The organism is Streptomyces tendae, from assembly GCF_008632955.1.
Taxonomy (GTDB): Bacteria; Actinomycetota; Actinomycetes; order Streptomycetales; family Streptomycetaceae; genus Streptomyces.
On record NZ_CP043959.1, the window covers coordinates 4,186,896 to 4,211,772 of the forward strand.

General features: G+C 68.4%; 27 protein-coding genes and 4 pseudogenes. 18 read left to right on the forward strand and 13 right to left on the reverse strand.

What is annotated here, in order from left to right:
• Positions 1-120: 120 nt before the first annotated feature.
• On the reverse strand, positions 121-654 hold the full coding sequence (locus F3L20_RS19165) for a GNAT family N-acetyltransferase (protein ID WP_150155408.1): 534 nt from the start codon (positions 652-654) through the stop codon (positions 121-123).
• Positions 655-1,058: 404 nt separating this feature from the next.
• Here F3L20_RS19165 and F3L20_RS19170 point away from each other — a divergent pair, with 404 nt between their 5' ends.
• Positions 1,059-1,820 (forward strand): isocitrate lyase/PEP mutase family protein, encoded by a 762-nt coding sequence (locus tag F3L20_RS19170; RefSeq protein ID WP_145830349.1) that lies wholly within the window; start codon positions 1,059-1,061, stop codon positions 1,818-1,820.
• 182 nt (positions 1,821-2,002) lie between these two features.
• On the opposite strand, the gene F3L20_RS19175 is transcribed toward F3L20_RS19170, so the two are convergent.
• On the reverse strand, positions 2,003-2,599 hold the full coding sequence (locus tag F3L20_RS19175) for a TetR/AcrR family transcriptional regulator (RefSeq protein ID WP_150155409.1): 597 nt from the start codon (positions 2,597-2,599) through the stop codon (positions 2,003-2,005).
• Between the two features lie 94 nt (positions 2,600-2,693).
• Between F3L20_RS19175 and F3L20_RS19180 the strand changes: the two genes are divergently transcribed.
• From F3L20_RS19180 to F3L20_RS19195, 4 genes and pseudogenes are all read left to right on the forward strand, one after another.
• Positions 2,694-3,737, forward strand: coding sequence for an NAD(P)-dependent alcohol dehydrogenase (locus tag F3L20_RS19180; RefSeq protein WP_150155410.1), 1,044 nt, complete (start codon positions 2,694-2,696; stop codon positions 3,735-3,737).
• A 459-nt stretch (positions 3,738-4,196) separates the two neighbouring features.
• Entirely contained in the window at positions 4,197-4,982 is a 786-nt protein-coding gene (locus tag F3L20_RS19185) for a DUF1963 domain-containing protein (protein WP_150155411.1), read from the forward strand.
• A gap of 80 nt (positions 4,983-5,062) precedes the next feature.
• Positions 5,063-5,347: pseudogene (locus F3L20_RS19190) on the forward strand (transposase); the annotation flags it as partial.
• A gap of 36 nt (positions 5,348-5,383) precedes the next feature.
• Complete coding sequence (locus F3L20_RS19195; protein ID WP_150157415.1) at positions 5,384-5,782, forward strand: ASCH domain-containing protein; 399 nt, start codon at positions 5,384-5,386, stop codon at positions 5,780-5,782.
• 496 nt (positions 5,783-6,278) lie between these two features.
• Here the strand turns inward: F3L20_RS19195 and F3L20_RS19205 are convergent, their stop codons facing one another.
• A complete protein-coding gene (locus F3L20_RS19205) occupies positions 6,279-6,947 on the reverse strand; it encodes a nitroreductase (RefSeq protein ID WP_150155412.1) in 669 nt (222 codons plus the stop codon).
• Between the two features lie 142 nt (positions 6,948-7,089).
• Between F3L20_RS19205 and F3L20_RS19215 the strand changes: the two genes are divergently transcribed.
• The gene (locus tag F3L20_RS19215) at positions 7,090-7,752 is read left to right on the forward strand and encodes an FMN-dependent NADH-azoreductase (RefSeq protein ID WP_150155413.1); all 663 of its coding nucleotides are present in this window, start codon (positions 7,090-7,092) and stop codon (positions 7,750-7,752) included.
• Between the two features lie 48 nt (positions 7,753-7,800).
• On the opposite strand, the gene F3L20_RS19220 is transcribed toward F3L20_RS19215, so the two are convergent.
• The 6 genes from F3L20_RS19220 to F3L20_RS19245 form a co-directional block, all read right to left on the reverse strand.
• Complete coding sequence (locus F3L20_RS19220; RefSeq protein ID WP_150155414.1) at positions 7,801-8,286, reverse strand: MarR family winged helix-turn-helix transcriptional regulator; 486 nt, start codon at positions 8,284-8,286, stop codon at positions 7,801-7,803.
• A gap of 38 nt (positions 8,287-8,324) precedes the next feature.
• Entirely contained in the window at positions 8,325-8,480 is a 156-nt protein-coding gene (locus tag F3L20_RS35475; RefSeq protein ID WP_346768030.1) for a hypothetical protein, read from the reverse strand.
• A 338-nt stretch (positions 8,481-8,818) separates the two neighbouring features.
• The gene (locus F3L20_RS19230) at positions 8,819-9,145 is read right to left on the reverse strand and encodes a DUF1048 domain-containing protein (RefSeq protein ID WP_150155415.1); all 327 of its coding nucleotides are present in this window, start codon (positions 9,143-9,145) and stop codon (positions 8,819-8,821) included.
• Between the two features lies 1 nt (position 9,146).
• Positions 9,147-9,503 (reverse strand): DUF1048 domain-containing protein, encoded by a 357-nt coding sequence (locus tag F3L20_RS19235; protein ID WP_150155416.1) that lies wholly within the window; start codon positions 9,501-9,503, stop codon positions 9,147-9,149.
• Positions 9,500-9,826 carry a PadR family transcriptional regulator gene (locus F3L20_RS19240; protein WP_150155417.1) on the reverse strand — a complete coding sequence of 109 codons (327 nt, stop codon included), beginning with the start codon at positions 9,824-9,826 and terminating at the stop codon, positions 9,500-9,502. Before F3L20_RS19240 ends, F3L20_RS19235 begins: the two co-directional genes overlap by 4 nt.
• A 617-nt stretch (positions 9,827-10,443) precedes the next feature.
• Entirely contained in the window at positions 10,444-11,334 is an 891-nt protein-coding gene (locus tag F3L20_RS19245; protein WP_240810703.1) for a hypothetical protein, read from the reverse strand.
• A gap of 856 nt (positions 11,335-12,190) precedes the next feature.
• Here F3L20_RS19245 and F3L20_RS19250 point away from each other — a divergent pair.
• From F3L20_RS19250 to F3L20_RS19285, 7 genes and pseudogenes are all read left to right on the forward strand, one after another.
• On the forward strand, positions 12,191-12,760 hold the full coding sequence (locus F3L20_RS19250; RefSeq protein WP_150155418.1) for a hypothetical protein: 570 nt from the start codon (positions 12,191-12,193) through the stop codon (positions 12,758-12,760).
• Positions 12,761-12,860: 100 nt separating this feature from the next.
• Positions 12,861-13,012, forward strand: a pseudogene (locus F3L20_RS19255) (IS110 family transposase); the annotation flags it as partial.
• 237 nt (positions 13,013-13,249) lie between these two features.
• A pseudogene (locus F3L20_RS19265) lies at positions 13,250-13,579 on the forward strand (IS110 family transposase); the annotation flags it as partial.
• Positions 13,580-13,866: 287 nt separating this feature from the next.
• Positions 13,867-14,076 carry an alpha/beta hydrolase gene (locus F3L20_RS19270; RefSeq protein WP_240810704.1) on the forward strand — a complete coding sequence of 70 codons (210 nt, stop codon included), beginning with the start codon at positions 13,867-13,869 and terminating at the stop codon, positions 14,074-14,076.
• Positions 14,077-14,370: 294 nt separating this feature from the next.
• Positions 14,371-14,673: a hypothetical protein gene (locus tag F3L20_RS19275; protein WP_150155419.1), complete on the forward strand. Its 303-nt coding sequence runs from the start codon at positions 14,371-14,373 to the stop codon at positions 14,671-14,673.
• Between the two features lie 278 nt (positions 14,674-14,951).
• A complete protein-coding gene (locus F3L20_RS19280) occupies positions 14,952-16,037 on the forward strand; it encodes a glycerophosphodiester phosphodiesterase family protein (protein ID WP_150155420.1) in 1,086 nt (361 codons plus the stop codon).
• A 620-nt stretch (positions 16,038-16,657) separates the two neighbouring features.
• Positions 16,658-17,203 carry a pyridoxamine 5'-phosphate oxidase family protein gene (locus F3L20_RS19285; RefSeq protein WP_150155421.1) on the forward strand — a complete coding sequence of 182 codons (546 nt, stop codon included), beginning with the start codon at positions 16,658-16,660 and terminating at the stop codon, positions 17,201-17,203.
• A 15-nt stretch (positions 17,204-17,218) separates the two neighbouring features.
• Here F3L20_RS19285 and F3L20_RS19290 read toward each other — a convergent pair.
• Positions 17,219-17,308 (reverse strand): annotated as a pseudogene (locus F3L20_RS19290) (IS5/IS1182 family transposase); the annotation flags it as partial.
• 564 nt (positions 17,309-17,872) lie between these two features.
• The gene (locus tag F3L20_RS19295) at positions 17,873-18,772 is read right to left on the reverse strand and encodes a MerR family transcriptional regulator (protein ID WP_150157417.1); all 900 of its coding nucleotides are present in this window, start codon (positions 18,770-18,772) and stop codon (positions 17,873-17,875) included.
• A 641-nt stretch (positions 18,773-19,413) separates the two neighbouring features.
• Here F3L20_RS19295 and crcB (F3L20_RS19305) point away from each other — a divergent pair.
• The 3 genes from crcB (F3L20_RS19305) to crcB (F3L20_RS19315) are packed head-to-tail and all read left to right on the forward strand — an operon-like array spanning position 19,414 to position 20,620.
• Positions 19,414-19,899, forward strand: a complete 486-nt coding sequence (crcB, locus tag F3L20_RS19305; protein ID WP_150157418.1) for a fluoride efflux transporter CrcB — start codon at positions 19,414-19,416, stop codon at positions 19,897-19,899.
• On the forward strand, positions 19,896-20,249 hold the full coding sequence (locus F3L20_RS19310) for a DUF190 domain-containing protein (RefSeq protein ID WP_150155422.1): 354 nt from the start codon (positions 19,896-19,898) through the stop codon (positions 20,247-20,249). The genes crcB (F3L20_RS19305) and F3L20_RS19310 overlap by 4 nt, the downstream gene beginning before the upstream one ends.
• Positions 20,246-20,620, forward strand: a complete 375-nt coding sequence (gene crcB, locus F3L20_RS19315; protein WP_150155423.1) for a fluoride efflux transporter CrcB — start codon at positions 20,246-20,248, stop codon at positions 20,618-20,620. Before F3L20_RS19310 ends, crcB (F3L20_RS19315) begins: the two co-directional genes overlap by 4 nt.
• A 214-nt stretch (positions 20,621-20,834) precedes the next feature.
• On the opposite strand, the gene F3L20_RS19320 is transcribed toward crcB (F3L20_RS19315), so the two are convergent.
• Positions 20,835-21,245 carry a MerR family transcriptional regulator gene (locus F3L20_RS19320; RefSeq protein ID WP_206338799.1) on the reverse strand — a complete coding sequence of 137 codons (411 nt, stop codon included), beginning with the start codon at positions 21,243-21,245 and terminating at the stop codon, positions 20,835-20,837.
• Between the two features lie 412 nt (positions 21,246-21,657).
• Between F3L20_RS19320 and F3L20_RS19325 the strand changes: the two genes are divergently transcribed.
• A complete protein-coding gene (locus tag F3L20_RS19325) occupies positions 21,658-23,160 on the forward strand; it encodes a SulP family inorganic anion transporter (protein WP_431193168.1) in 1,503 nt (500 codons plus the stop codon).
• 88 nt (positions 23,161-23,248) lie between these two features.
• Here the strand turns inward: F3L20_RS19325 and F3L20_RS19330 are convergent, their stop codons facing one another.
• Complete coding sequence (locus tag F3L20_RS19330) at positions 23,249-24,196, reverse strand: LysR family transcriptional regulator (protein ID WP_150155424.1); 948 nt, start codon at positions 24,194-24,196, stop codon at positions 23,249-23,251.
• Between the two features lie 170 nt (positions 24,197-24,366).
• On the opposite strand from F3L20_RS19330, the gene F3L20_RS19335 reads away from it, so the two are divergent.
• The gene (locus tag F3L20_RS19335; RefSeq protein ID WP_150155425.1) at positions 24,367-24,867 is read left to right on the forward strand and encodes a hypothetical protein; all 501 of its coding nucleotides are present in this window, start codon (positions 24,367-24,369) and stop codon (positions 24,865-24,867) included.
• Positions 24,868-24,877 lie beyond the last annotated feature (10 nt).

Below are 24,877 nucleotides of genomic sequence, written 5' to 3' on the forward strand. Positions count from 1 at the left end.
GGCGGCGGCCTGCAGCTCAGCATTGCATGATGCCCCGTTGCGGGCGGAGCTGCCGCCAAGCGGACCATGCCGGCACGGGCGGCGGGTGCGGGTGCGCGAGGCAGGCACAGAAATGCTCCGTTACGCCTGGAACTCGGTCAGGTCGATAGCGTGAACGCGCAGTGGATAGCCGTACATCGGGTGTGCCGTCTCCCGCTCGGGCACCATGCCGAGCTTGCGGATGACGTTCTCAGAGGCAGTGTCTTCAACCCGGCTGATGCTGATGACGCGGTCCAGGCCGCGGTCCTGGAGCGCGAACTCCAATGTGGCGTGCGCGGCTTCGGAGGCGTATCCCTGACCCCAGAACTGTGAGCCCAGACGCCAACTGATCGCCACGGCGGGCATCACCTCCGGCAGGAATTCGGGCACCGACAACCCCGTGAAGCCGATCAGTTCGCCCGAAGCCAACAGTTCGACGGCGAAGAGTCCAAAGCCCTCCTCGTCCCATCCCTCCTCCCAGCGTTCGATCTCCTCGGCCGTCTCATCCAGGTCGCGCACCGAACCGTCGTCGACCCAGCGCATCACCCGTGGGTCCGCGTTGATTTCCGCCATCGGGGCAAGGTCATCGTCGTGCCAGCTACGGAGGAGAAGACGGGGCGTGCGGATCTCGGTCATGCCCCCCATCCTGCCGAAGGAAGGGCCCTCATCCGTAATCCGACGCCCACGGCGGCGACAATCACACCGCGGTGACGCCGCACGTCTTGGGGGGCGCATGATGTGACGGCACCCGGTCGGCCCACGTACACGGGCCTGCTCCCGCCCGGCCTGGCCCGCGGTAGCCATCGGTCCGCGTCCGACGCCCGCGACTCGTCGCGCAAGCCGGCGCGGCTGAAGCTGACTGCGCAGACCGAAGGGATACGCGCCACCGCTCGCGCCGTGGCGGACAGGATGAGCAACCGGCAGACCCTACGGCCCGTCGAGCTCCCGGGTCCGATCGGCCACCAGGAGTTCGCCCTCCCGTCACCGGTCAAGGCCAGTCAGCACATTGTCCGCGGCAATCCCGGGGTAGCGTCCCTGACATGGTCTCTCACACCACCGTTGAGCGCGCTCAACGCCTCAAGCAGTTGCACGCCCAGTACAAGCCGCTCGTATTGCCGACCGTCTGGGATGTCTGGTCCGCACGCACGGCAGTCGCCTCCGGCTTCCCCGCGCTCACCGTCGGCAGCCATCCCCTCGCCGACTCCCGGGGAGCCGACGACAACGAGGGGCAGACCTTCGAGGAGGTACTCGCGGCCGTCAAGCCCATCATCGCCGCAGTCGACGTACCCGTCTCCGTGGACCTGGAGGCCGGATACGGGCAGAAGCCCGCAGACCTCGTCGCCGGACTCATCGAGGTCGGCGGTGTCGGTCTCAACATCGAAGACACCGTCCACTCGGACGGTGGCCGCGTACGCAGCACGCAGGAGCACGCAAGCTATGTCGCCGGGCTGCGTACAGCGGCTGACGACGCAGGTGTTCCGGTCTGGGTCAACGGGCGCACCGATCTCTTCATGCACGCGCAGGACGCTTCCGCCGTTCTCGACGAGGCGATCGAGCGACTGCGGGCCCTGGAAGAGGCCGGCGCCGACAGTCTCTACCCGGTGGGTATTCAGGACGACGACGACTTGCTCACGGCGGTGATCGGCGCCGTCACCGTTCCTGTGAATGCCACGGCCCATCCCGTCAGGCACGATCTTGAGCGTTTCCGCCGTCTCGGTGTAGGCCGGATCACCTACGGCCCGCTGATGCAATTCGCCATGGCGGACGCGATGAAGGACATGCTCAAGCGGTGGGCACCCTGAGGAGTCGGCCGGGCTACGGGCCGGCCAGCGGTGTCACCCCTCTTGCCGCGGTGGTGACCGACGCGGAAGTGAACCACCTCTGCGGAGTTCGGTTGCGCTGAACGGGGCAGCCCCGAGTGGCCGTTACCGGCCTTCGGGGCTGCGCGGTGCCACTGTGCCTCGAGACCTGACCGTCATGGCGCTCAGGCTCCCCGGTCCGGGGCGACGGCGCGGCTGACGCAGTCCCGGAGCAGGGTGCGCCGCTGGTCGTGCACGCTCTGTGGTTCCTGGGCCGAGGCGGCGTACACGTTGCTCACCGGAGACCAGGCCATGGACATGGCGATGACCATGGCCATCACGTCGAAGGGGTCTCCCTGTCTGATGCGCCCGGCGGCCTGGGCCTCTGCGATCGCGCGGAGTTTGTGGTCGTCGTAGCGGTCGTGGTCCGCCACGAGATGCCCGGTGGGGCGCCGCTCCAGGCGCGCCCAGGTCGCGAGCCGGATCAGGTCGGGGCGGCTGAGGTACTCGTCGTAGAGGCGCACCGCCCAGTCGGCGAGGTCCGTGGCGTCGATGGGGACGACGTTGGTGATGCGCTCCAGTGACGCGAAGAAGATCGCATCGAAGAGCTGTTCCTTGTTCCCGAAGTAGCCATAGAGCTGCGCCTTGTTGGTGCGCGCGGCGGTGATGATCCGCTCGATGCGCGCACCGGCGATGCCGTACTGGGCGAATTCCTGGGTGGCGGCGTCGACGATGCGCTGGTACGTCGCGGCTCCGCGACTGCTCGATGGCTGGTCAGGCATACCCGGACCTTAACAGACAGACTCGTCTGTTTGCTTTTCGTGCCTCACCCCTCTACGGTCAAATAGACCGAACAGTCTGTCTTAGGAGTCAGAAATGCGTTCCACGACCGGATGGCAGGCGGACAGCACGACACGCACTCTGCGCCGCGCTGCGCTGGAGCGCCGGGAGCTGCGCCCGGACGACATCGCGGTACGTGTCGACTACTGCGGTGTCTGCCACACAGACCTCCACGCGCTGCAGGCGCTCGAGAGCGACACGAACGGCGTGCTCGTACCCGGGCATGAGTTCACCGGGGTGGTGACCGAGGTCGGCAGCGCGGTTCCGGACTTCTCCCCAGGCGACCCCGTGGCCGTCGGCAACATCGTCGACTCGTGCGGCACGTGCCGCATGTGCCAGGCCGGCCAGGAGAACTTCTGCCGTGAGTTCCCGACCCTTACCTACGGCGGAACCGACCGGCAGGACGGGTCGACCACCCTGGGCGGATACTCCCGCGAATACGTTGTGAGCAATCGGTTCGCCTACCCTCTCCCTGCGGGCCTCGACGCAGCCGCCACAGCCCCCCTTCTCTGCGCCGGCGTCACCGTCTGGGAACCGCTGCAAGCGCTCGGAGTGGGCCCAGGCAACACCGTCGCCGTGGCCGGGCTCGGCGGCCTGGGACACCTCGCGGTCAAGATGGCGACGGCACTCGGCGCCACGACCTCCGTCATCAGCCGGTCTCTGGACAAGGCTCACGAAGCGCGCGGCCTGGGGGCCGAGGGTTTCATCGTGTCCACCGACCCCGAGCAGATGGAAGCGGTCCGCGACCACTTCGACGTCGTCATCGACACCATCTCCGCTCCCCACGACCTGGCTCCGTATCTGCGCGTCACCGCCATGGACGGCACCCTCAGCCACCTCGGCCACCTCGGGCCCGTCACCGTGGGAACCATGGACCTGCTCATCGGCCGCAAGAAACTCAGCTCCGCCGGCAGCGGCGGCCACCCGTCCACCGCCGCCATGCTGCACTTCTGCGCCGAACACGGCATCACCGCCGACATCGAACTGCTGCCGTCGTCCCAGGTGAACAAGGCTCTCGAACGCCTGGCCCGCAACGACGTCCGCTACCGCTTCGTGCTCGACATGTCCGATCTGGACTGACCCCCGCCCCCGTCGGCGCGGCTCGTCCGACAGCAAGCCCGCCGACAAGCACGGGAGCCGTGGACACGGTCGACGGCGAGCGGGTTTCGCGGACACCGTCGAAGGAGACCTGCCGGGGCGTCAACCAGTGTCCACGGGCTTTCTCGTCCTTCAGCGCAAGTGCGGTCAGGCGGGCTCGAGGTGACTGATCACCCGTTATCGGCGCATTCCGCAGCCGATCAAGGACCAGCAGTGTCTGGCCCATGCAGGTCGCCCACATCGGCCCGACGCGGAGCCCGATCAGTACGCCAGTTCTCGAGAGGCGCGCCAACATGCTCACACCACCTACGACGCTGTCCATCACACTGGAGCAGGCCCGCAACCTCAGGGCCTGCGGCGCTCAACCTGGCACGGTCCCAGGCCCAACAACTGCGCCCGGTACACGAGTTGATGTCAGTCGGTCCTGGCATGATCGCGGTCATGGCCAGTCCGATCGTGAAAGAGCTCGTTCTGAGGGCGGCCCAGAGACATGGCGTTCCGGGCCCGGTGGCGCAAGAACTGCTAGCCGAATCCCAGCCGTGTCTCCACCTGGTCCCTTTCCACGACCTGACGCCCGCCCAGCAGCAAAAGGCACGTCCCGCCGCGCGCACGGGAGGCCTCCCCTGCCTGCCGGACGGCGTCGACTGGCCCGATGGGCGCAACCCGCTGGTACTGACCGTCGATTGTGCAGCGCTCCCTCGTGAAGCCCTGGCCATCGAACTTCCGTCCGACGGCACCCTGTTGTTCTTCATCGCGATCGAGTACCAGCCGGAGTCGTCGGTGGTACTGCACGTTCCCGCCGGCGTGCGAACCACACAATGCTCGGCGGCGTACGAGCTCGACGGGGAGCCAGAGCAAGTCAAGGTCTACCGACCGGATGTTCTGTATCCGGTTCCGGGACTGACCGTCTCACCCGACTGGCGTGACAGCCCGGCAACCAGCGCGTTCCTGGACGTCGGCGGGGACCGCGAGGACATCCTGGATGACTTCGAGGACGCCGTGCGGAAAGCGGCAGCCGGCGGCGCGTCACATGGCGTCGCCGTCCAACTCGGCGGCTGCTCCAGCCCCTGGCAGTCACCGCCGGACGAAGGCGACCTCGTCCTCCTTGCCCAAATACACGGACAGTCGATCGACCTGAACGTCTACACCCAGACCCTCATTGTCGGCACCCGCGAGGACATCGCCGCGCGCCGGTACGAAGCCTTGGAGTTCGAGCAGCAAGTCTGACCAGCAACGGAGTTCCAGCTCGCCCTCGTCGGTCCATCTGGCCAGCCGGCTCACACCCCACGGGTGAGCCCAGCACCTCGCGGCTCCCCTCGCTCGAGGACGCCTTCGGCCAGCAGCTTCCGGCCGTGCTCCAGCAGTTGGACGCCTCCTGCCAGGCTGCGGACGATCTCGCGGAGGCGGCCACAACCGCCTCTCACCAGCACGCCGACAGCGAGATCCTGCTCAGCTTCCCCGGCCTGGGGCCCACGCCCGGGGCCCGTGTGCTCGCCGAGCTGGGCGACGACCGGGCACGGTTCGCCGACGCGAGGGCGCTGGAGTCGTACGCCGGATCCGCCCCCATCGCCCGGCCTCCGGTGCGGAGCAGGGAGGGTGAGCGGACACGTACCGGAGGAAGAGGACGCATGTGGCCGCGGGTGAACGGCATGCGGGCGCTGGAACTCGGCACGAGCGGTGAGATGCGCGAACGGCTCAACGCTCTCGTCCTGGCGGGCAGGAAAACCGCGACGACCGGGCTGCCGGCCGAGTACGTCGAGGAGACGGAAGGTCTGGAGTTCGCGGGTGAGCGCCTGGCGCTGCTGGGGAACGACGGAGAACATGTCGCCACGATAGAGATCACCGGCGTCGAGCTCGCTCCGTTCGGTGGTGTCACATGGGAACACGCCGCCGCCGAAGGGGAGGGCGATCGCTCGCTCGACGAGTGGCGCACCGGTCACAGCCGCTTTTGGGCGGGCGTCGGCACACCGGTGGTTGAGGAAACCCCCTTGGTGTGCCTGCGGTTCCAGCTGGTTGGACCTTCCTGATGTGGTGACCGGACGGGCGTCGGCGTCACGCTAAGTGACGAGGAGACGGGTCCGACGCCTGACGGAGTGGCCGGACGTCGTGTGATCGTCTGCCAAGCTGCCGTCATGGGTGTCCACCCGTACCCCACCTGGCCCGCGCGTTGCGGCAGATCCTGCGCCGCCACCGCAACGAGATCCCGCCCGCCCTTCTGCTCTCGGCCGCCCGCGCGCCCCAGAAGCCTGGCGTGCACCCGCGCGGCCGCCCTCGCGCCTCACAGGCCCGGTCTGCGCGAGCGGGCCAAACATCTCCGCCGCTGGGCAAGGCCGTCGAACGCGTCTGTACGCAGTTGGATCCGGCGTTCCTGCGAGTCAATCTTGAGATCCCCGAGAATGCCGATCCGCTCCTGCATGCGCATGTATGGCCGCCATCCGGCTGGGAGCCAGCCGATCTCGTAGGCGGACCGGTGTGGCTGTGTCCGCGTAGGCGATGGAGCAACGAACTCGTAGGGAAGGAGCCTCACGGGCCGTCGACGAAGGTGACCGTCTCCTCCAGGGTGGCCCGGCCCGTGCGGGCGGGGTTCCCCGCGGGGTCCTCGTAGCCGATCGACATGCCGCAGAAAAGCATCAGGTCGCGCGGCGGGGAGACGGTCTCCGCGACGGTGCGGTGGAACTTCGCCCAGGCCATCTGTGTGCAACTGTGCAGGCCCTCTTCGCGCAGCAGCAGCATCACATTTTGCAGGAACATGCCAACATCGGACCATTGAGGGCGCCGCAGGTCGCGGTCGATGTAGCAGAACAACGCGGTGGGCGCCCCGAAGCACTCCCAGTTGCCGGTCGCGGCCCGCTGGCGCGCCTCCGTGTCCTTGCGCGAAATGCCGAGCGCGCCGTAGCGCTGCTCGCCGAAGGCGAACCTCCGCTCGCGGTACGGCGACTTCAGATGCTGCGGGTACTGCTCGTACTCCGGCTCGTCGAAGGGGTCACCGGCGGCCAGGCGAGCCCCCGCGCGCTTCTTCAGTGCGGCCAGTGGGCCGTCGCTGAGCACGAAGGCGTGCCAGGGCTGGAGGTTCGATCCGGAGGGCGCCCAGGCGGCGGCGGACAGCACGCGCTTGAGGACTTCTCGCGGGACGGGCCGGTCGGAGAAGCGGCGGACCGATCGCCGGCTCTTGACCGCCTCGTAGACATCCATGAGGACACATCTCCCTAGTCGTTCGTGATCATGGCTGCGATTGCGACAGTATCATTCGCGACCATCTCATGTATAACTAGATGCCGAACCTGACCAGCGCCCGGCCGCTTCCGGGCGCCATACCGCTGCCTGGAGAACCCTCATGGCCACGCTTCTGCACATCGACTCGTCCGTGTTCCCGGCCGAGGCGTCCGCGTCGCGGCCCGTCACGGCCGCGTTCCGCCGAACCTGGGAGGAGCAACACCCCGAGGGCACAGTGATCTACCGCGACCTCGCCGCCAACCCGGTCCCACACATCACCGCGGACGCCTGGTCCGCCGGTTACGCCGACCCGTCCGAGCGCACCGCGCGCCAATCCGCCGCGTTCGCCGCACGTCTGGAGCTCATCGAGGAGCTGGAGCGGGCGGACGTCATCCTGATCGGGGCCCCCATGTACAACTACACGGTGCCCTCCACCCTCAAGGCGTGGCTGGACAGCGTGCTCCTGCTCGGCCGCACGGCCGGCGAGTCGCCCTCGGCACAGGGAACCCCCACTGTGGTGGTCGCCAGCCGCGGCGGCTCCTACGCGCCGGGCACCCCGCGCGAGAACTTCGAGTTCGTCCAGAACTACCTGGAGGCCGTCCTCCGCCGCACCCTCGGGCTGGACCTGGAGTTCATCGTCCCGGAACTCACCATGGCCCCGCGCAGTCCGGCCATGTCCGAGCTGACCCCGCTCTTCGAGCGCTCGCGGGAGCGCGCCCACAGTGAGGCGGTCACCAAGGCGAAGGAGCTCACCGAACGCCTCACCGCGGACAACGGCAGGTGACGCGCGGCCGGCCCGCCCGCCGACCGGGGCGGTTCCCCGGGCGCCGCCCTAGACCTCGCGGCCGCCCGGGTGCGCGAGGCGGGTCAGCAGACGCATCAGCTGTTCGGTGTCGTCGGGGCCCAGGTCGGCGACCAGTCCTTCGGCCAGAGGCGCCGCCGCGACGTGGGCCGCGTCGAAGAGCTCCAGTCCCTCCGGAGTGATCTCCACGGCCCGCGCCCGGCGGTCCCCGGGGACGGGCTTGCGCACGGCGAGGTTCCTGCGCTCCAGGTCGTCGACGACCCGCATGATCCCCGCCTTGTCCGTCCCCGTCTCGGCCGCCAGGTCGCGCTGCACCGTGGGGCCGCGATCGACGAGCACGATCAGTACCGCGAAGTGCCGCAACTCGATCCCGAGCGGCCGCAGCGCCTCCGACATCACCCCCGCCGCGCGCCAATGCGCGCGGCGCAGCAGCAGCCCCAGGGCGAACGGCGAGGCGTCTCCGGGGCGGTCGCTCGCGCGCGGCGCGGCGTCTCGGGAGGAAGCATGAGCGGCCATGACGCCATCGTACCGCCGCCGAGTCGCCCGATACCGTTTCACATGAAACAGGTGGCCGCGCCCGCCCCGGAGAGCACGTTCGCCGCCTCCGGGACCTCGACCGCGGACGCGAGGCGGAATGCTGCCGCCTGCGCCGCCGCCCGCTCGGGATTGCTCAGGGGAACCCCTTCCGGCACCGGGAACAGCTCGGGCATCGGTCCGGCCAGGCTCAGCCGCCCCGGCGACCAGCCGCCGAGTGATGGCCGCCAGGGATCGGCCCCGGCGGCGGCGAGCGCCCGTACGTTGGCCTACTTGCGGGACAGGACGGCTTCCCACAGTGCCGTCCCCCGCTCTCCAGCGAGTCCACATCCGCAACCCGTCGGGCAGGTTCCGTAACAGCCTCCGGGCCGCAGCGCTGCTGGCGCTGGTGGAGCCCGACGACAAGCGCCGGCCGACCGCCACGAGGACGACCGGATCTGTACGCAGAAGTCGCCCTCACCATGAATCCCGCGTGCTGTTACCCGGCAGCGTCGCGTACCGGGCCCGGCGGCTGTCACTTCCCGGCCGCGCCGGGTTCCCCGCCAATGGATTCCTGGTAGGCATCCGCGTAGGTGGGAGAGTCCTTGATCAGGTCGTCGCAGAACGCGGCGACGTCGGTGCCGATGAGTTCCAAGACTCCCTTGCCCGCGGCGACGCCCTCTTCGAAGAAGTCGACGATTCCGGGGAGGAGAGAGCCGTCGGACAGGCTGACCGGTCCGACCTTGAACAGGTACTTCTGCATCTCCGTGTAGACGATCTGGTAGTCCGGCGGGAGTGCCTTGACCCGGGCCACGTGCGCCCGCCACTGTTTCTTGCCTTCGATGATGTCCTGGATGCTCACGTCAGCCTCCCAGCCGGCTCAATTTCCGTGCGACGTTCCTGTTCAACTGCTCGCGCCACCGGTCGCGATGAGTCCGGGCCTCAGCTCCGCCGGCCAGCGCCGTGCAGAAGCCCTGGATGTCGTCGCCGAGCACCTCGTGGACGCTCTGCCCGTCCGCTGCCGACACTTCGAGCAGCCCAAGGGCGGAGTCGAGGATCGGTGTCAGGTTGCGGCCGGTGAAGTCCCCGTAGGGGAGGAGGTGAGCGACGATCTGATCCCACGCCTCCCGGTAGTCGTCCGGCAGGGCCTCGACCCGGGCTCCGAACGCCTTCCAATCCCTGGTGAGATCGCTGCCTGTGACCTTCTCCCAGAAGTTCATCTCTCGCCCTCCCTGAGCTTGTTGATCCGTGATGAGAGGTACTGCCATTTCGCCCAGAACTTTGCGAGTTCCTCGCGCCCAGCGTCGTTGAGCGCGTAGAACTTGCGCGGCGGACCGACCCCGGATGGTCGTTTCGTCACTTGGACGAGCCCGTTCCTCTCCAGCCGCAGCAAGATCGTGTACACCGTCCCCTCGACGACGTCGGCGAAGCCGAGTTCATTCAGCCGGCGAGTGATGGCGTACCCGTACGTTTCCTCACTGCCGACGATTTCGAGCACGCACCCTTCGAGCGTGCCCTTCAACATCTCCGTCAGGTCATCCATCGCGGGTACTCCTCAGCCCTGCCGGTACTACGTGGTACCGAGTACAGCTATACAGTATCACCAAGTAGTGGGACGGCAACGTCTCCGGTGGACACAACCTCGGGCCGAGTCGTTCGGCGAGGGAACCGGGTTCCGTCGAACGCTGCAGCCCGGCCATCGGTTGAGCTGATGGTGGGCCGTTGCACGTCAGCATGCTGGACCGGCGACTGCGGGCGATTCAGGAGGAGTACCGGCAGCGGCTGAACGTCGAGCCGGCACACGCGACGGCGTGCGAGGAGTTGCTTCCCGCTTCCCGGCGGACCTGGACGGGGACATCGCCGCGTTCGGCCACGAGGCCTTCTGGACGGGGGTCTGCTGGAAAACGGTGGGACGGTTTCCCATCAGCGGACGGTCCACGGACTGGCGCAGGATACGGACCGGAGTGGTGCCCGCTGATGAGGGCTCAGGCCAAGAGTACGGGAACGGTTCCCCGGTGGCAGTTGCCGTCAAAGAGCGCAGCGACCAGGCGGACACTCGTCTCAGGGAACTGACCGGAGCGGTGCTTGGTGCAGCCTTTGGCGAGCCGCCATGAAGAGCGACCGCTCGGCCTGCGCGGTGTTGCGGGGTATGTCCACTTCTCAGTGGTGCCCGCTGCCGTCCGGCGTGCCACCTGTACGAGGCTTCGCCTCCGAGTGCTCTGCCGCGTTCGCCACAGCCGCCGTCTCCAGAACATGCCGTTCCTCGATACGCGCGACGACACGCTCACGAGCCAGCTTGCGGGCAGCACGCAGCTTGCCCTCTGCCGCGAACAACGGAATCCACAGCAGCCAGCCCCAGGCGCTGAAGGTGACCACCCCGGTGGTGACGAGCAGGCGGTTCACGCCGAGGGCCCCGACACATGTGATCACGTAGGCGGCGGTGCGGTGAGTCAGCAAAAAGCGCAGGGGTGCGTTCGCCCGGCCTTGCAACAGCTCCAGCGCTGCCGCCAGTTCCGCTTCCCGCACGTCTTCTCCCGCGGCCGCCGAAGAGACTGCGTCAGCGGTGCCGGCACGGAGCGCACCAGCCACCCGCTCGCTCAGTTCGGCCGACTCCGTCTGCTGCAGCTCGACGCGGCCTGCGGCTGCGACCAGGTCGTCCCAATATCCGCGGCCGGCCCAGCCCAGGGCGTCGTCAACGCGCTGGCGCGCCGGCGACCCGGCAGGCGCCAGCTCATCGATGCGCGCCCGCAACGTACCCACACGCCCTGCCCTGGCCGGATAGTCGAAGGCGTCCGCACGCAGACACAGCTCGAGATAGCACACGAGCAGCCCCAAATCGTCGGGCGCCAACGCCAGACCACTCCGGTAGGCGCGCTCCGCCTCGGCGTCGTGATCGTCCTCGTCCTCCGCGGCGTGCGCCTGGCCCAGCCATCGGTACAGCACCGCCGTCGGCCCCACCTCGTCGAGCCCTGCCTGTGCTGTTCGCCGCACGGCGGCGAATCCGGCAGCCGCGTACAGCTCCGAGCACTGCTGGGCATACTGCTGCGCCATGTCCATGTCCCACCCCGGTTGTTCAGACCAGTACCTTCAACCAACGCAAGATCCACGTCAAGATCTAAATGACCGGCCTGCCACGGAGCCTCGGTGAGAACCGCGACACGAAGGACTTGGCGGAGGGCCCGGGATACACCGACGTCCGTGAGTGCGAAACCGAGTTCGGCCTCAACTACATCCTCCGCAAGGCCCTGCAGTCGGCCCCGAACCCACGCCCACACCGACGCCACGACCGCGTCAAGCATCACCGTGACGTCGCTGACTTGCTGTGTCTTCCTCCTTGTCTTCCTCCTTGGCGGCTGAGTCTCATCTGCCTGTCCGGCAACCGTCGAGGCGTGGTCGCGCATCTTGTCGTGCGGGGTGTCAGTCAGGCGAACGTAGAGTCCCTCCCTTCCGGGTTGGAACCTCAGCCGAAGCTGCACACCCGGCACGACTGGCCCGCCCCGCACAGGGGGGCACGACCGCCAAGGTCGGCGTCATGACCGGGGTCTCCGTCCATCCCCACGACAGAGCCGCCATTACCGTCCAGTAGCCGACACCGACACCGAGGAGTCGTACACCCTCACCGGCAGCCCCACCCGACTCCTCCAACCCATCGGCCTGCCGCAACGGGGTGCCCAACGTCGGCATGCGTCGTTGTCCCGGTGAGATATGGCCCCCGATCTGTCTGCCGTAGAGACGTGGCTCCTGCTCCCCGGGCCGGTTCCACGTCGGGTCTGAAACAGCTCCTGTGCGGTGTTCACCCGGATGGCCTGCCGTGATGGCGGTGGTTGCATCGTCCGGCCACTGTGGGTGTGGGCTTCGCCGTTCACGTAGGCAGAGCCCTTCCGTCCGATCCCGAGGGAGCTTCGCCATGTCTGAACGCAACACCGTCATCCGCAGCCTGCATGATGTCGGTCTGGCCGCCTGGTTCGGGGGCTCGCTGATGGGAGCGGTGGGCCTCAACGGCGCGGCCCAGGACGAAGGAAGCACGGAGACGGGCCGAGACCGGATCTCCTCCTCGGGCTGGGCCAAGTGGACGCCTGTCAACGCCGCCGCGATCGGAGCCCACCTGTTCGGCGGTGGCGGGCTGCTCGCCGTGAACGCGCACCGTGTAGCCACCCAGCAGGGTGTGGGCGCCTCCACCGCGGCCAAGACCGTCGTCACCGCCGCGGCCCTGGCTGCCACCGCCTACGCCCGTGTCCTGGGCAAGAAGGTCGAGCTGGCCGCCTCCACCGACCCCGCTGACGCCGAGCAGGCGGAGAAGCATCCGATCGACCTCGACAAAGCACGGCGGCAGCTGGCCGCCGTCCAGTGGGCGGTGCCGGCCCTGACCGGATGCCTGGTCGTGCTCAACGCCCTGCACGGCGAACAGCAGCGGCCGATGGAGCAGATCCCCGGCATGTGGGAACGGGCCCGTTCCATGACCCACCTGATGTCGTAGCGCTTGCAGCAGGGGCGCGACAGGGCCACAGCGGCAGAACCAGACCGCCTAGTACTCCAGTCACCCATCGTTGCCTGAGTTGGTCGGCCTTGTTGTTCATGTGTTCGCCAAGCTCCAAGCCAAGTACGGAACGGTGCTGGTGGTGGTCGACCAGCCGGCCTCCCATCGGCGCCCTGCCGCTGGCTGTCGCGGGACATGAGCTGCCCGGTCGCCCACCTGCCGCGGCTGACGATGCGGATCGCCGACCTCTACCGACGTCTTCCTCGGCCTGGACGTCGGTAAGGGCGAACACCTCGCCACCGCCGTCACACCGACCGGCAAGATGGCGTTCGGCAAGCGCCTGCCCCACACCGAACCCGAACTCCGCGAGCTGCGGCCAGCTCGGGACGTTCAGCGCGGCCGCCTCGGTGCCCGGGACCGCATCACTGACGGCCGACCTCGACCGGCGCAGACTGCAGGCCGCGCGGGTCGAGGAACTGCTGGAACACCCACCCTCTTTCCGCAGTCCTGACCTCGATGCCGGGCATCGGCGTCAGGACCGGAGCCAGGCTCCTGATCGAGGTCGGCGACGGCAGCGCCTCCCCCACCGTCGACCGCCTCGCCGCCTACGCCGGACTCGCCCCGGCGACCCGCAACTCGGGCTCCTCGCTCCGCGGCGAACAACCGTCCTGCAGGGGAAACAAGCGGCTCGAACGGGCTTTCTTCCTCTTCGCGTTCGCCGGCCCCCCGCTCTGCCTCGCCGGACGCCGGGCCGACGTCCTCTTCGCAATGCCGCGCGACGGAACCTTCCCGGAGTCCCGGCCTACCGCAGTGGCATGAGATCCCTCACGAGTCGCACTGCATTGACGTCGAGAGGGGCGACTCACAGTCGACATCGAAAGTCTCAAGGGCGGCGTCAGCGGGTAAGTCCGGGTGGTCGTGCCAAACTCCAGCCAACACGACCAGCAGGTTCCACGAGGCGGTTGCATGCAGCGCCGTCTCCCCTGAGTGCTCAGCCGGAGAGTTTCGGTGGAAGATCACCGCCGCGATCTGTTTGTTCGCGGCCAGGCGCAGGGCTGCAGCCGTGCGGCGGGCTTCGCCTTGAAGCGGAGCGGTTTCGGGGATGCGTGCCGACGAAGCTGGCCAGCCGTGCGACCTGGTCCTCAGTGATGCACAAGTCCCTCGGTGACGGCTCCGCCTTCGTCGGCGTCGACAACGGCGGGCACCACGTCTACGGCGCCGGCTCCGCCTGCGCCGACAAGGCCACCGTCGGCTTCCTGGCCAGCGGCCACCTGCCGGACAAGGACGTCTACTGCACTGACGTCGCCCAGAAGTAACCCGCCGGAACGCGGTGCTTCCCTGTCCTACTGCGCCCGCCTCCATGGGACCGACAGAAGCCGCTCCCATGCCATCACGAGCAGCCCGGCGGCCCTTGTGCTGCCGGCTGGCTCCGGAGGACCGGGCCGCAAGCGCGTCGGCCAGGTCCTTCGTCCGCCGTGTCGAGCGGCCGCCATCCTGACTCCGCGTAGGTGGGCGGCGCGGACGGTTGGGTGCCAGAGATCGGCTTGATCTGCGGAGCACTGTCGGCGTCTGTCAGACGACACTGGCAACACGAGACAAGGGGGAACTCCATGGCGAACGGCATCTCCATCACCGACCAGCTGGACGCGCACGCGTGGTCCAACGAGGAGACGGCGGCGTACGAAGCGGCGATCGAGGCAGTCAACGGTGCGGTGGGCGCCTACAGCGCCGTCATCGCCGCGGAGGAGGCCAAGGCGTTGCCGAGGGAGTCCGTCATCGAGGCCGCCCGGGCCACACAAAAGCGGCTGGCCCGCGAGCGAGAAGGGCTACGTTCGTCCGACCGTGAGCAGATCGCGGCCGCCCGGCGGCACTACGCGGCGCTCGCCCGTAAGGTGATGGCGGGGCTGGCGTGATCAACCCGGCCGATGTGGAATGGCACCTCCACGAGCGGATCGTCCCCAGTTCCGACCTGCTGGCCAGGCGCACTTCGCAGGCCTCGCCGCAGCCCTCTGCTGCAGCGAACGACTCATCCGCCTCGCCAGGCAGGACACGGTCTACTTGCGGCGAACGGAAGCATGGACTCCGGATCGTTCCACGGGTGTTCACCGGCTCCTCACGCGCGTGCCGGGTCCGGGGTCGCGCCGGGACGTAGCGTCAGGAACTCAGCCCGCCCGATCCGTATGAGGTACTCATGTCCGTCCGCCATGTCATCACGGCCCTGGCCGTCCTCCCCGCGCTGGCCTTTCCCACGACCGCGTATGCGGCCTCCGTCCACCAGGACCACGGGCAGCACCACACGAACCCCGGCAGGACCCAGTTCGACCTGCAGGCCCACCGCGGCGGCATCGGCATGACCACCGAGGAGTCCTTGGAGGGCTTCGCCAAGGCCATGCGCCTCGGAGTGACCACCTTGGAGCTGGACACCCAGGTCACCAAGGACCTGAAGGTCGTTGTCAACCACGACCGGCAGATCAGCAAGCAGAAGTGCGCGGACACCGCCCCCGCCGTCCCGGACGATCCGATGTACCCCTATGTCGGCAAGTACATCAAGGACCTGACGCTTGCCCAGATCAAAACGATGGACTGCGGCTTCCAGCAGCTCCCCGGCTTCCCCGAGCAGGAGCAGATCAAGGGCTTCCGTATGGTGGAGCTCAAGGACGTACTGAACCTGGTCAAGAAGTACCACGCCGACAAGATCAAGCTGAACATCGAGACCAAGGTCGAGGCGGGCGCACCCGAGCAGACCCAGCCCCGCGAGATCTTCGTTCGCCGTGTCTACGAGGAGATCCACCGCTCCGGCATCGAGAAGCAGGTCACCGTGCAGTCCTTCGACTGGGGCGCCCTCAAGACGATGCACCGGCTGGCACCCAAGTACCCCCTGGTCGCGCTGACCAACTACGACTTCCTCCAGGTCGGCAAGCCCGGCGCCTCCCCGTGGCTCGGCGGCATCGACGCCGACGACTACGACGGTGACTTCGTCAAGGCCGCTGCCTCCATCCCCGGCGTCAAGGCGCTCTCCCCGGTCTACGGCATGCCGCAGAACGGCACCGTGGCCGACCCGAACTTCACGTTCTACGTCACGGAGAAGATGGTGGCCGACGCCCACAAGCGCGGGCTGAAGGTCATCCCCTGGACCGCCGACGACAACGCCACCGTCGAGGCGCTCATGAACATGGGCATCGACGGCATCATCACCAACTACCCGAACCACATCCGCGAGATCATGGCGCACCGGGGCATGAAGCTGCCCAAGGCCTACCGGGCGCCGCGCCCCTGACGCCGCCGAAGGCGACCGGCGGTTGCCCGCCGACCCGGCCTGTCGTGCGCAGCGCCCGACACGTGTCAGGGGCCCCGCAAGACAGTCAGGCTTTTCCAGCCTGGTGCCCGTGCGTCTCCGGCGGGTCTGCGCCGCAGGCGCTCCCCTCAGCGGCCTACGGGCTCCGGGGAGCGCCTGCGGCGCCGGTCCGGGTCGTCAACGCCGCCTCCGTAGCAGGGCTCGCCGAGCTGGAGCCGGGCAGGGTGTTCACCCGGGCCGCGACGGCGATGCGACCCCATGTCGTCGGCGAGCCCGTGGAGGCGGTCGGCGACCAGGTGCTCCTCCTTGCCCGCCAGGACCCGTGCAGCCGCGGGAAGGTCTGGGAGCGGGTGGATCGGTGGTAGTGCCAGAACGTCGACGTGCGCCGCGGCCGTGGGAACGACGCGGTCTCCTGGCACGGGCGCCACCACAGCCGCACGGACAGGCGCAGCAGGCGGCGTCGCAGCGCGGCGGAATCGCGGGGGGAGGGCGGGGCGAGCATCATGGGTGACGTTCCAGGTGGCTTGCGTCTGCCATGTCGTCGGGAAAGCCGGGTGCGTCCACACCCGGACTAGATCGTTTGTTCTAGTAAGGAGTTCCGCATGACTCCAGGACAGCCAAGGACCGAGCTCGACGCTCGCTACAGCTCCGCGCTCAACCCGCGCCCGGGCGCAAAGGACGTCACCGCCACCGACTGGGCGGATGCCGAACGCCAGCTGCGGGCCGCCGAGGTCTTCTGGATCACCACGGTGCGACCGGACGGCCGGCTGCACGTCACGCCGCTCATTGCCGCCTGGCACGAGGGGGCGCTGTACTTCAGCACCGGATCGGGAGAGCAGAAGGCCAAGAACCTGACCGGCAATCCCCACTGCGCACTCACCACAGGGCGCAACTCACTCTCCGAGGGCCTCGACATCGTGATCGAGGGCACGGCCGAGCAGGTGACGGATCCCGCGCGGCAGGACGAGGTCATCGCCGCGTTCGAGGCGCAGTACGGGGACCACATCACCTCCCCGGAGGGGACCTTCTACGGCTTCGGCGACAGTATCCGTGAGGGCAACGACCTGCTGTTTGCGGTCACACCCGGCACGGCGTACGGCTTCGGGCACGACGGCCAGGTATTCAGCCACACCCGCTACACCTTCTGACGGCGGGCAGCGAATCGGTTTGCGGCGGGGTCGGCCAAGGCGGCCGCGGACTGGCGGGACCGCATCGAGCAGAGGCAAGAGCCGAGAGACGTCGCTGCGGTGCCCCCGGCCAGCAGGAGCGGCTCGTCGACCTCGCCGTGGTCGCCACGGTGGCCGAGCAGGACGAGCAAGTGGCCGACCACCCCAGGGGAGTGTCCACCGGCCACGCTCGTTCGGGGCTCGGCTGAGTACGCAGATGTGCGAGGCAGCAGTTTGGTTCGTCGTTCGCGGCAGACGGTCAACTACTGGTGGTCTCCGGACTGCGGAATCAGGCAGGGCCCTACTGCCCTACGCGCCCACTGCAACGAGATGACCGAAGCCTTATTCAGTAGGACTGATGTTGCAGGGCGCCAGGAAAGCAAGTTGAGGTTGAGCAGGTTCTGGACGCTGGTGATCGTCGCCCGTGGCTCCTGGGCCTGGACCGTAGCCATGCCCAGTGCGGCCGCTGGGGGGAGGTCGCGCGGGGAGTCATCCACGAAAACACAGGCACTGGCGGGTAGTTCGAGCATCTTGAGCATGTACTCATACCAGCCACGCCGACTTCCCTGCGCAAGCCTGAGGCAGCACAGCCGCAGGCAGCCCGAGCCCCACCCACCGGAGATCATGCCGGGATGATCCTTAGGCCGTGCTTCAGGAAGCGGTTGACTGGTGGGCGGCGAGTTCTTCGGCCAGCTCCATGCAGCGCAGGCGGGCCGGGGAGAAGTCGTAGGGCATCTTCCCGATAGCTTCGAATGCGCTCATGGTTCGTTGTTCCCCGCCAGAGCTCTGGCCGGCTGCGCCCTCATCAGCGGTGGCGGGGTGGGAAAGGTCCCAGGAGTCGAGAAGTGCGTCGTCGCTCTCCGCCAGACCGGAACCCTCGATGGCGGCTTGCAGCGCCATTTCGAAGGCATGGCGTTCGGCAGCCACCCGGGCCACGCGGGGTTCATCGACGGCGACCGTGTCGTCGAGTGCCTCTTCGGCGGCATCGACACGGTCAGATGCTTCCCGCAGAGCCGGGTGGGTCGCCAGGGCGATGAAGCGGGTGGCCTGGACTGCTGCTCCGAGCGGGCCGAAGATCCGCTCGGTGACCAGCAGGCTGTCCAGGTCCGCCTGGCGCAGGGAGCCCTCGGGCAGGCTTTTGAGGCGGCTGGTGACGACGCCAGAGAGCAGCCCCATCCTGCTTCCCTCGGTACGCATGCGCTGCACGGCAGTCCGCTGCCTCCGCAGTTCTGCCTCCTGAGCGAGAAGGGTTTCCTCCAGCCGCTCCAGGATGCCCGCGATACCGTCGTCGCTGTCTGCGCCGGCGGAAGGCGTGTCGGCGAAGGCGTCGCGGATGTCGTCCAGGGCGACCCCGGCGTCGGCCATCTTGCGGATCCACAGCAGACGGATCATGTCTTCGTAGCCGTAGCGGCGGCGGTCGTCGCCGCCTCGCACGGGCTCGGGGACCAGGCCGATCTCGTGGTAGTGGCGGATCGCCCGTGGTGTGGTGCCGACGAAGGCCGCCGCGTTGCCGATCTTGACCTGGCGCGGTGGGATGAAGGACGAATACATGAGCATGGGCCTTCCTCGATGGGGCGGTACGTGAGTACACCGGACCACATACCGCTGCGGAAGGTGCAACTCGAGGCGGGGTCATACCCGTTGTCGTGGTTCAGACGATCAGTCGTCCTCCGTGGGCGGCGGAACGATCGCGTCGTCGGGATAGAGGCCGTCCATGCCCTCGTCGGCTGGGTAGCGGCGAGGGAAGGCGATCCATTCGTCGTGGTGTTCGGCGAGGAACGCGGTAGCGAGGCGGAGGGCGGGTTCCGGAGAACCTGGACGACGTCGGTGGCGTTTGGTCGCACGGTTCAGCCGTTCGCGCGGGACTCCACCAGCGCCGCCAATCGGCCTGGTCCTCGCCCCGGCCGACGCGGCGGACGCCTGGGCGGGCAAGAAGATGGCCGCCGCGGGGGCGGCGGGGAGCCAGGTCACGCAGGACGGGTGATCACGCGACGTCTGCGTAGTCACGCTCGGCTGTGCCGCGGGCCGGTACCGTATCCTGATCGACGGCGGTGGTTCCGGTGAGGAGCGGCCGCGCGGCGGTGGGGCCCGCCGTACCCGAACCGCGGCACCGGTGCCGCCAACGGTCCCTGCTTGCGATCACGCGCACCCTGAGAACGAGGGTGCCCGGCGAGTAGGGAGACGTGTACCTGATGAAGCCCTCGCATTCCCGGGCCGCGGGTGAGCCCACCGACCCGGACGTCGACCTGCACGTACCCGTCCAACGGCCCGGTACCTGGCGGTCCCAGGTTTCCGTAGTGGCCGTGGTGGCGCTGGGTGGTGCGATAGGCGCCTCGGCCCGCTACGGCGCGTCCCTGCTGTGGCCGACAGCCGACGGAGCATTCCCGTGGACCACGCTGGGTGTGAACGCTGTCGGCTGCGCGGTGATCGGCGTGTTCATGGTCGTCATCAACGACGTGTGGGCAGCCCATCGGCTGGTGCGGCCGTTCTTGGGCACCGGGGTGCTGGGCGGGTTCACGACGTTCTCGACCTATGCGGTCGACATTCAGAGACTGGTCGACGCCGACCGGGCCCGTGCGGGGCTGGCCTACCTGGGGCTGACGCTACTGGTGGCAATGGCGGCGGTATGGAGCGCGGCGTGGGCAACGCGCCGGATCGTGGCGTGGAGGCAAGCATGACAAGACTGACCGGTCGCGCGCTGCGCGTGACGATCCTGATCGGGGAGAACGACGTCTGGCACCACAAGGCGCTGTACACCGAGATCGTGCACCGTGCCCACCGGTCCGGGCTCGCGGGGGCGTCGGTGTTCCGCGGCATCGAGGGGTTCGGTGCCTCGTCGCTGATCCACACCACCAGGCTGCTGTCACTGAGCGAGGACCTGCCCGTCGCGGTGGTCATCGTCGACGACGAGCAGCGCATCCGTGCGTTCCTGCCTCAACTCGACGAACTGGTCACCGAGGGCCTGGTGATCCTCGACGACTGCGAGGTCATCCGGTACGTCGGCCGGAGTGAGGAGCGTGCGGAGTGAACTGGCTGCTGGTCATCGCCGGCGCCGTCGTCGGCGCGCCTCTGCGGTACCTGACCGACCTGGCGGTGCAGAAACGGCACGACACCGTCTTCCCCTGGGGCACCTTCGTCGTGAACGTGGCCGGCTGCCTGGTCCTGGGCCTGCTCACCGGCGCCATCACCTACGGCGCCGCCTCGGACTCGGTACAGCTCCTGATCGGCACCGGGTTCTGCGGGGCACTGACCACCTACTCGACGTTCTCCTACGAGACGATGCGACTGGCGCAGACGGGGGCGGAGTTCTTCGCCTTCGCCAACGTCATCGCCAGCGTCGTCGCCGGGCTCGGCGCGGCCTTCGTCGGCGTCGCGGTGGCGGAGGCGCTGTGGGCCTGATCCGACTCGTCCGGGATTTCGTGGGCCTCCGCGCGTAGGTGTGCGACCGACGCGTCGGGAGTGAGTGAGGGAGGGAGGTGGGTGCGTCGGTGAGGTGGGCGGGTCGGTGAGAAGAGTCGTTCGGCACGCACCCCGGCTACCCGGCTACGGGCTCACCGTCTCTGGTGCCGCACAGGTACGGGACCTGAGAACGCCGTGAGTTCCGGGCCGGACGTCAGGCTCCGGCGGAGGGGGCCGTCTCCGGCAGGCGTGCTCGGAGGGTGGCGGCGAAGTCCTCCGCGCGGCGCAGCTGGACGCGCAATTTCTCAACCTGTTCGGTGGCGGCCCGCTCGTATGCGCGGACCCTGTCCAGTAGTGCTTCCCGCTCGTCGTCGAGTGCGTCGTCGCCGTCCAGGCGGTCGGTCGCGTCCAGCAGATCGCGCATCTGCTCCAACGTGAAGCCGAGCGGCTTCATGCGGCGGACAACCATGAGCCGCTGCACGTCGGTCTCGGTGTAGAGGCGAAAGCCGCCCTGGGAGCGGGCTGAGGGGGCGACCAGGCCGGTCTCCTCGTAGTGCCGGATGGTGCGCAGGGACAGTTCGGTCCGTGCGGCGACCTCGCCGATCTGCATGTGCTTGTCGTCCACGCCCGTGGCCTGCCCCTTCGCATCGTGGTGAACCGGCTCATCCGCGGTGAACCGGGTTCCGCGACCCACCACTCTCTACCCTAACGTTAGGGTAGAGTTCGTGACGGTGGGGCCGCCTTGCTGCCCTACCGTTGCCGTTCCGGGGCCGATGGCGCTCCCGGCGACGACCCGATTCTCGCAGGAGAGAGCGTGCGTGAGCCCATGACGCCGACCGCCGCCTGCCCGCCGTGACCCTTCGCCCTCGGATGTGAGCCGCCCATCTGCGTCACTGCACCCCGGCTTCATCCCTCTTCGACTTCCCCGGCCCGCTGTCCGCGGCCGCCTGCGGAGCGCCACTCAGTCTCCCGCATCCTTCCCCGCACACCCCTGTCGGCCGGTGGGGTGGGCCCGAGCATGACAGGTACGTATTTCCTTGTCCTCTTCCGCTGTGCCCCCTGCCGCGCCGCTGCGCGCGCTGCGCCCCGACTGGCTGAGCAACCCGAAGGTCTGGCGCACCGAGGTCCTGGCCGGCCTGGTCGTTGCCTTGGCCCTGATCCCGGAGGCGATCTCGTTCTCGATCATCGCGGGGGTCGACCCGGCGGTGGGGCTGTTCGCCTCCTTCACCATGGCCGTGGTCATCTCGATCGTCGGTGGCCGCCGAGCGATGATCTCCGCCGCCACGGGCGCCGTCGCGCTTGTCATCGCCCCTCTCAACCGTGAGCACGGCCTCGGCCACCTCATCGCCGCCGTGATCCTCGCCGGTGTCATCCAGGTCGTGCTCGGCGTGCTCGGCGTGGCAAAGCTCATGCGGTTCATTCCCCGCTCGGTGATGGTCGGCTTCGTCAACGCCCTCGCCATTCTGATCTTCATGGCCCAGGTCCCCGAGATGAGGAACGTCCCCTGGGCGGTGTATCCGCTGATCATCGGCGGTCTGGCCCTGATGGTGCTCTTCCCCAGGATCACCACTGTGATCCCGGCTCCGCTGCTCTCCATCGTCATCCTCACTGCCATCACCGTCGGCGCGGCCATCGCCGTGCCGACCGTCGGCGACAAGGGCGAACTCCCTTCCTCCCTGCCGGTTCCCGGCTTGCCGGACGTGCCGTTCACCCTCGACACCCTGACGACGATCGCCCCGTACGCCTTCGCGATGGCCCTGGTCGGGCTGATGGAGTCGCTGATGACGGCCAAGCTCGTCGACGACATCACCGACACCCACTCGGACAAGACCCGTGAGTCCGTCGGCCAGGGCATCGCCAACATCGTCACCGGCTTCTTCGGCGGCATGGGCGGCTGCGCCATGATCGGCCAGACCATGATCAACGTGAAGGTCTCCGGTGCCCGCACCCGCTTGTCCACCTTCCTCGCCGGCGCCTTCCTGATGGTGCTGTGCATCGCCTTCGGCCCGGTGGTTTCCGACATCCCCATGGCCGCGCTGGTCGCCGTCATGATCATGGTGTCCTTCGCGACCTTCGACTGGCACTCCGTCGCCCCCAAGACCCTCAAGCGGATGCCCGCCGGGGAGATCGGCGTCATGGCCATCACCGTCGCAACCGTCGTGGCGACTCACAACCTCGCCATCGGTGTCGTCCTCGGCTCTGTCACCGCCATGGTCGTCTTCGCCAAGCGGGTCGCCCACCTCGCCGAGGTCACCGCTGTCATCGACCCCGACAACACCACGGTCGTCTACCGGGTCACCGGCGAGCTGTTCTTCGCCTCCTCCAACGACCTCGTCGGCCAGTTCGACTACGCGAACGACCCGGAGAAGGTCGTCATCGACCTGAGTGCCGCCCACATCTGGGACGCCTCCTCAGTCGCCGCCCTGGACGCGATCGGAAGCAAATATGCCCAGCGCGGCAAGAGCGTGGAGATCATCGGCCTGAACGACCCCAGCGCCGACCTCCACGGCAAGCTCACCGGCGAACTCACCAGCCACTGAGTTCAGCCCGGCAGAACCCGAAGGGTTCCGGCCCCGGCTGCGGACGGGCTCTCCGCCGAACGGAGCCGGATGAGGAGTCCGTTCGGCCTCACGCCGATGCCACGTACCGGGCCGCACTGGCAACAGCCTTGATCAGCGGCTCAGTACGGTTGCTCCTCAGCCAGGCGAGCCCGGCCGCGGAGGGAGGCAGGTCCGTGACCTCGACGTAGCTCACGCCAGGGCGCGGGAAGAGGTCGCGGGCGGCGGCCGGCAGGAAGCACATGCCTTCGCCCTGGGCGACGAGATGGAGCAGTCCCTCCACGTCCGAGGCGACCGGTCCGTAGCGGACCGGGGTGCCGCCGGGTCGGGGGTCCACGGCCCAGAAGTTCCACCACACCCGCGGCACCTGGGGCGGTACGTCGATCACCGGACGGTCCGCCAGCTGCGCAAGGGTGATGGGTGCCCGGCCCGCGAGCGGGTCGCTCGCCGGCAGACAGGCCAACCGGTCCTCCAAGGCGAGTTGTTGCACCTCGATGCCGTCGGGCACCGGTGGCCGCAGGAAGACCACGTCGATGTCATGGCGGAACAAGGCGTCGAAATGGTCGGCGAAATGGAGGCTGCGCACGTCGATCTGGACCCGCGGGTGCCGCTCGTGCAGCAGACCCAGGACCGCCCGGGTGTAGGGCATGGCTGCCTCGGCCCCGATCGTGCCCACCACGAGCCGGCCCGTGAGCCGGCGCGCCTGCATCGAGGCGCTGTGGCTCAGCCGGTCCATGGCCGTCACCACGTCCCGCGCGTCCGCCAGCAGCACCTTCCCCTGCGGCGTGAGAGTGACGGTCCGGCTGGAGCGGTCGAACAACTGGACACCGAGGCGCCGTTCGAGGTCTTTGATCTGCTGGCTCAGGGCCGACTGTGTGATGAAGAGGCGGGCGGCGGCGCGGGAGAAGTGGAGTTCCTCCGCCAGAGCGACGAACAGCCGCAGTTGGTGCGCACTCGGTGTTCGTGGATCGGGACCCGTCGGTGCTCCAGCCCCGGAGACCGTTCCGCCAGCAACCATCATGAATCCTTTATTGATCAGTTTTCATCTCGCATGGACGTAAGCAATGACATGCACCGAGTGAGGGTGGAAGGCTCGATCCGAAGCGACGCCCCGTGCAACCCACTGGTTCCGTGGGGCCTTCCGACCATCGCTGCGACCATCACTTTCTCGACAACGGGGGCCGAGACATGTCCGTGAGAAGAGGGGTGGCGATACTCGCCGCCCTCCTGGCCGTACTGTTCAGCGCGGGCGCCGTTCAGGCGTCGACGCCGCAGACCGACCACACGATCCGTGCGACGCCGAGCGCATCCCGCGGGATCAATGCGGCGCATCCCGCGCCCCAGGCATCGTGCACCGCCCGCAACGTCAGCCACTACGACGCGTGGACCGGGCGCACCTGGTCGCGGGACTGGGTGTGCGGCAACCGGGCCGGAGCCCCGCTGTACGGCTGCGCCAGCTTCATAGCGGCGTGCCCGGTGATCGGCTGGATCGACACCTCGTCGAGCTGGTTCGTGTGCTGGGGCAGGGGCGCCTGGCACGACGGCGGCAACAATGTCTGGTACTACACCATGGGGGACCGCGTCGCTCCCGGCCAGGAGGTGCAGCACGCATGGGGATTCGTCCCCGCCGTGGACGTGTGGACGTCGACCGACCCCTGGCCCGGCATGACGGAGTGCAACATCCCGTAGGCCGCCCGGC

Coding starts and splice junctions, on each gene's coding strand:
- F3L20_RS19165 (WP_150155408.1), bottom strand. CDS start 654: ATGACCGAGATCCGCACGCCCCGTCTTCTCCTCCGTAGCTGGCACGAC.
- F3L20_RS19170 (WP_145830349.1), top strand. CDS start 1,059: ATGGTCTCTCACACCACCGTTGAGCGCGCTCAACGCCTCAAGCAGTTG.
- F3L20_RS19175 (WP_150155409.1), bottom strand. CDS start 2,599: ATGCCTGACCAGCCATCGAGCAGTCGCGGAGCCGCGACGTACCAGCGC.
- F3L20_RS19180 (WP_150155410.1), top strand. CDS start 2,694: ATGCGTTCCACGACCGGATGGCAGGCGGACAGCACGACACGCACTCTG.
- F3L20_RS19185 (WP_150155411.1), top strand. CDS start 4,197: ATGGCCAGTCCGATCGTGAAAGAGCTCGTTCTGAGGGCGGCCCAGAGA.
- F3L20_RS19195 (WP_150157415.1), top strand. CDS start 5,384: ATGTGGCCGCGGGTGAACGGCATGCGGGCGCTGGAACTCGGCACGAGC.
- F3L20_RS19205 (WP_150155412.1), bottom strand. CDS start 6,947: ATGGATGTCTACGAGGCGGTCAAGAGCCGGCGATCGGTCCGCCGCTTC.
- F3L20_RS19215 (WP_150155413.1), top strand. CDS start 7,090: ATGGCCACGCTTCTGCACATCGACTCGTCCGTGTTCCCGGCCGAGGCG.
- F3L20_RS19220 (WP_150155414.1), bottom strand. CDS start 8,286: ATGGCCGCTCATGCTTCCTCCCGAGACGCCGCGCCGCGCGCGAGCGAC.
- F3L20_RS35475 (WP_346768030.1), bottom strand. CDS start 8,480: ATGCCCGAGCTGTTCCCGGTGCCGGAAGGGGTTCCCCTGAGCAATCCC.
- F3L20_RS19235 (WP_150155416.1), bottom strand. CDS start 9,503: ATGAACTTCTGGGAGAAGGTCACAGGCAGCGATCTCACCAGGGATTGG.
- F3L20_RS19240 (WP_150155417.1), bottom strand. CDS start 9,826: ATGGATGACCTGACGGAGATGTTGAAGGGCACGCTCGAAGGGTGCGTG.
- F3L20_RS19245 (WP_240810703.1), bottom strand. CDS start 11,334: ATGGCGCAGCAGTATGCCCAGCAGTGCTCGGAGCTGTACGCGGCTGCC.
- F3L20_RS19250 (WP_150155418.1), top strand. CDS start 12,191: ATGTCTGAACGCAACACCGTCATCCGCAGCCTGCATGATGTCGGTCTG.
- F3L20_RS19275 (WP_150155419.1), top strand. CDS start 14,371: ATGGCGAACGGCATCTCCATCACCGACCAGCTGGACGCGCACGCGTGG.
- F3L20_RS19280 (WP_150155420.1), top strand. CDS start 14,952: ATGTCCGTCCGCCATGTCATCACGGCCCTGGCCGTCCTCCCCGCGCTG.
- F3L20_RS19285 (WP_150155421.1), top strand. CDS start 16,658: ATGACTCCAGGACAGCCAAGGACCGAGCTCGACGCTCGCTACAGCTCC.
- F3L20_RS19295 (WP_150157417.1), bottom strand. CDS start 18,772: ATGTATTCGTCCTTCATCCCACCGCGCCAGGTCAAGATCGGCAACGCG.
- crcB (WP_150157418.1), top strand. CDS start 19,414: ATGAAGCCCTCGCATTCCCGGGCCGCGGGTGAGCCCACCGACCCGGAC.
- F3L20_RS19310 (WP_150155422.1), top strand. CDS start 19,896: ATGACAAGACTGACCGGTCGCGCGCTGCGCGTGACGATCCTGATCGGG.
- F3L20_RS19330 (WP_150155424.1), bottom strand. CDS start 24,196: ATGGTTGCTGGCGGAACGGTCTCCGGGGCTGGAGCACCGACGGGTCCC.
- F3L20_RS19335 (WP_150155425.1), top strand. CDS start 24,367: ATGTCCGTGAGAAGAGGGGTGGCGATACTCGCCGCCCTCCTGGCCGTA.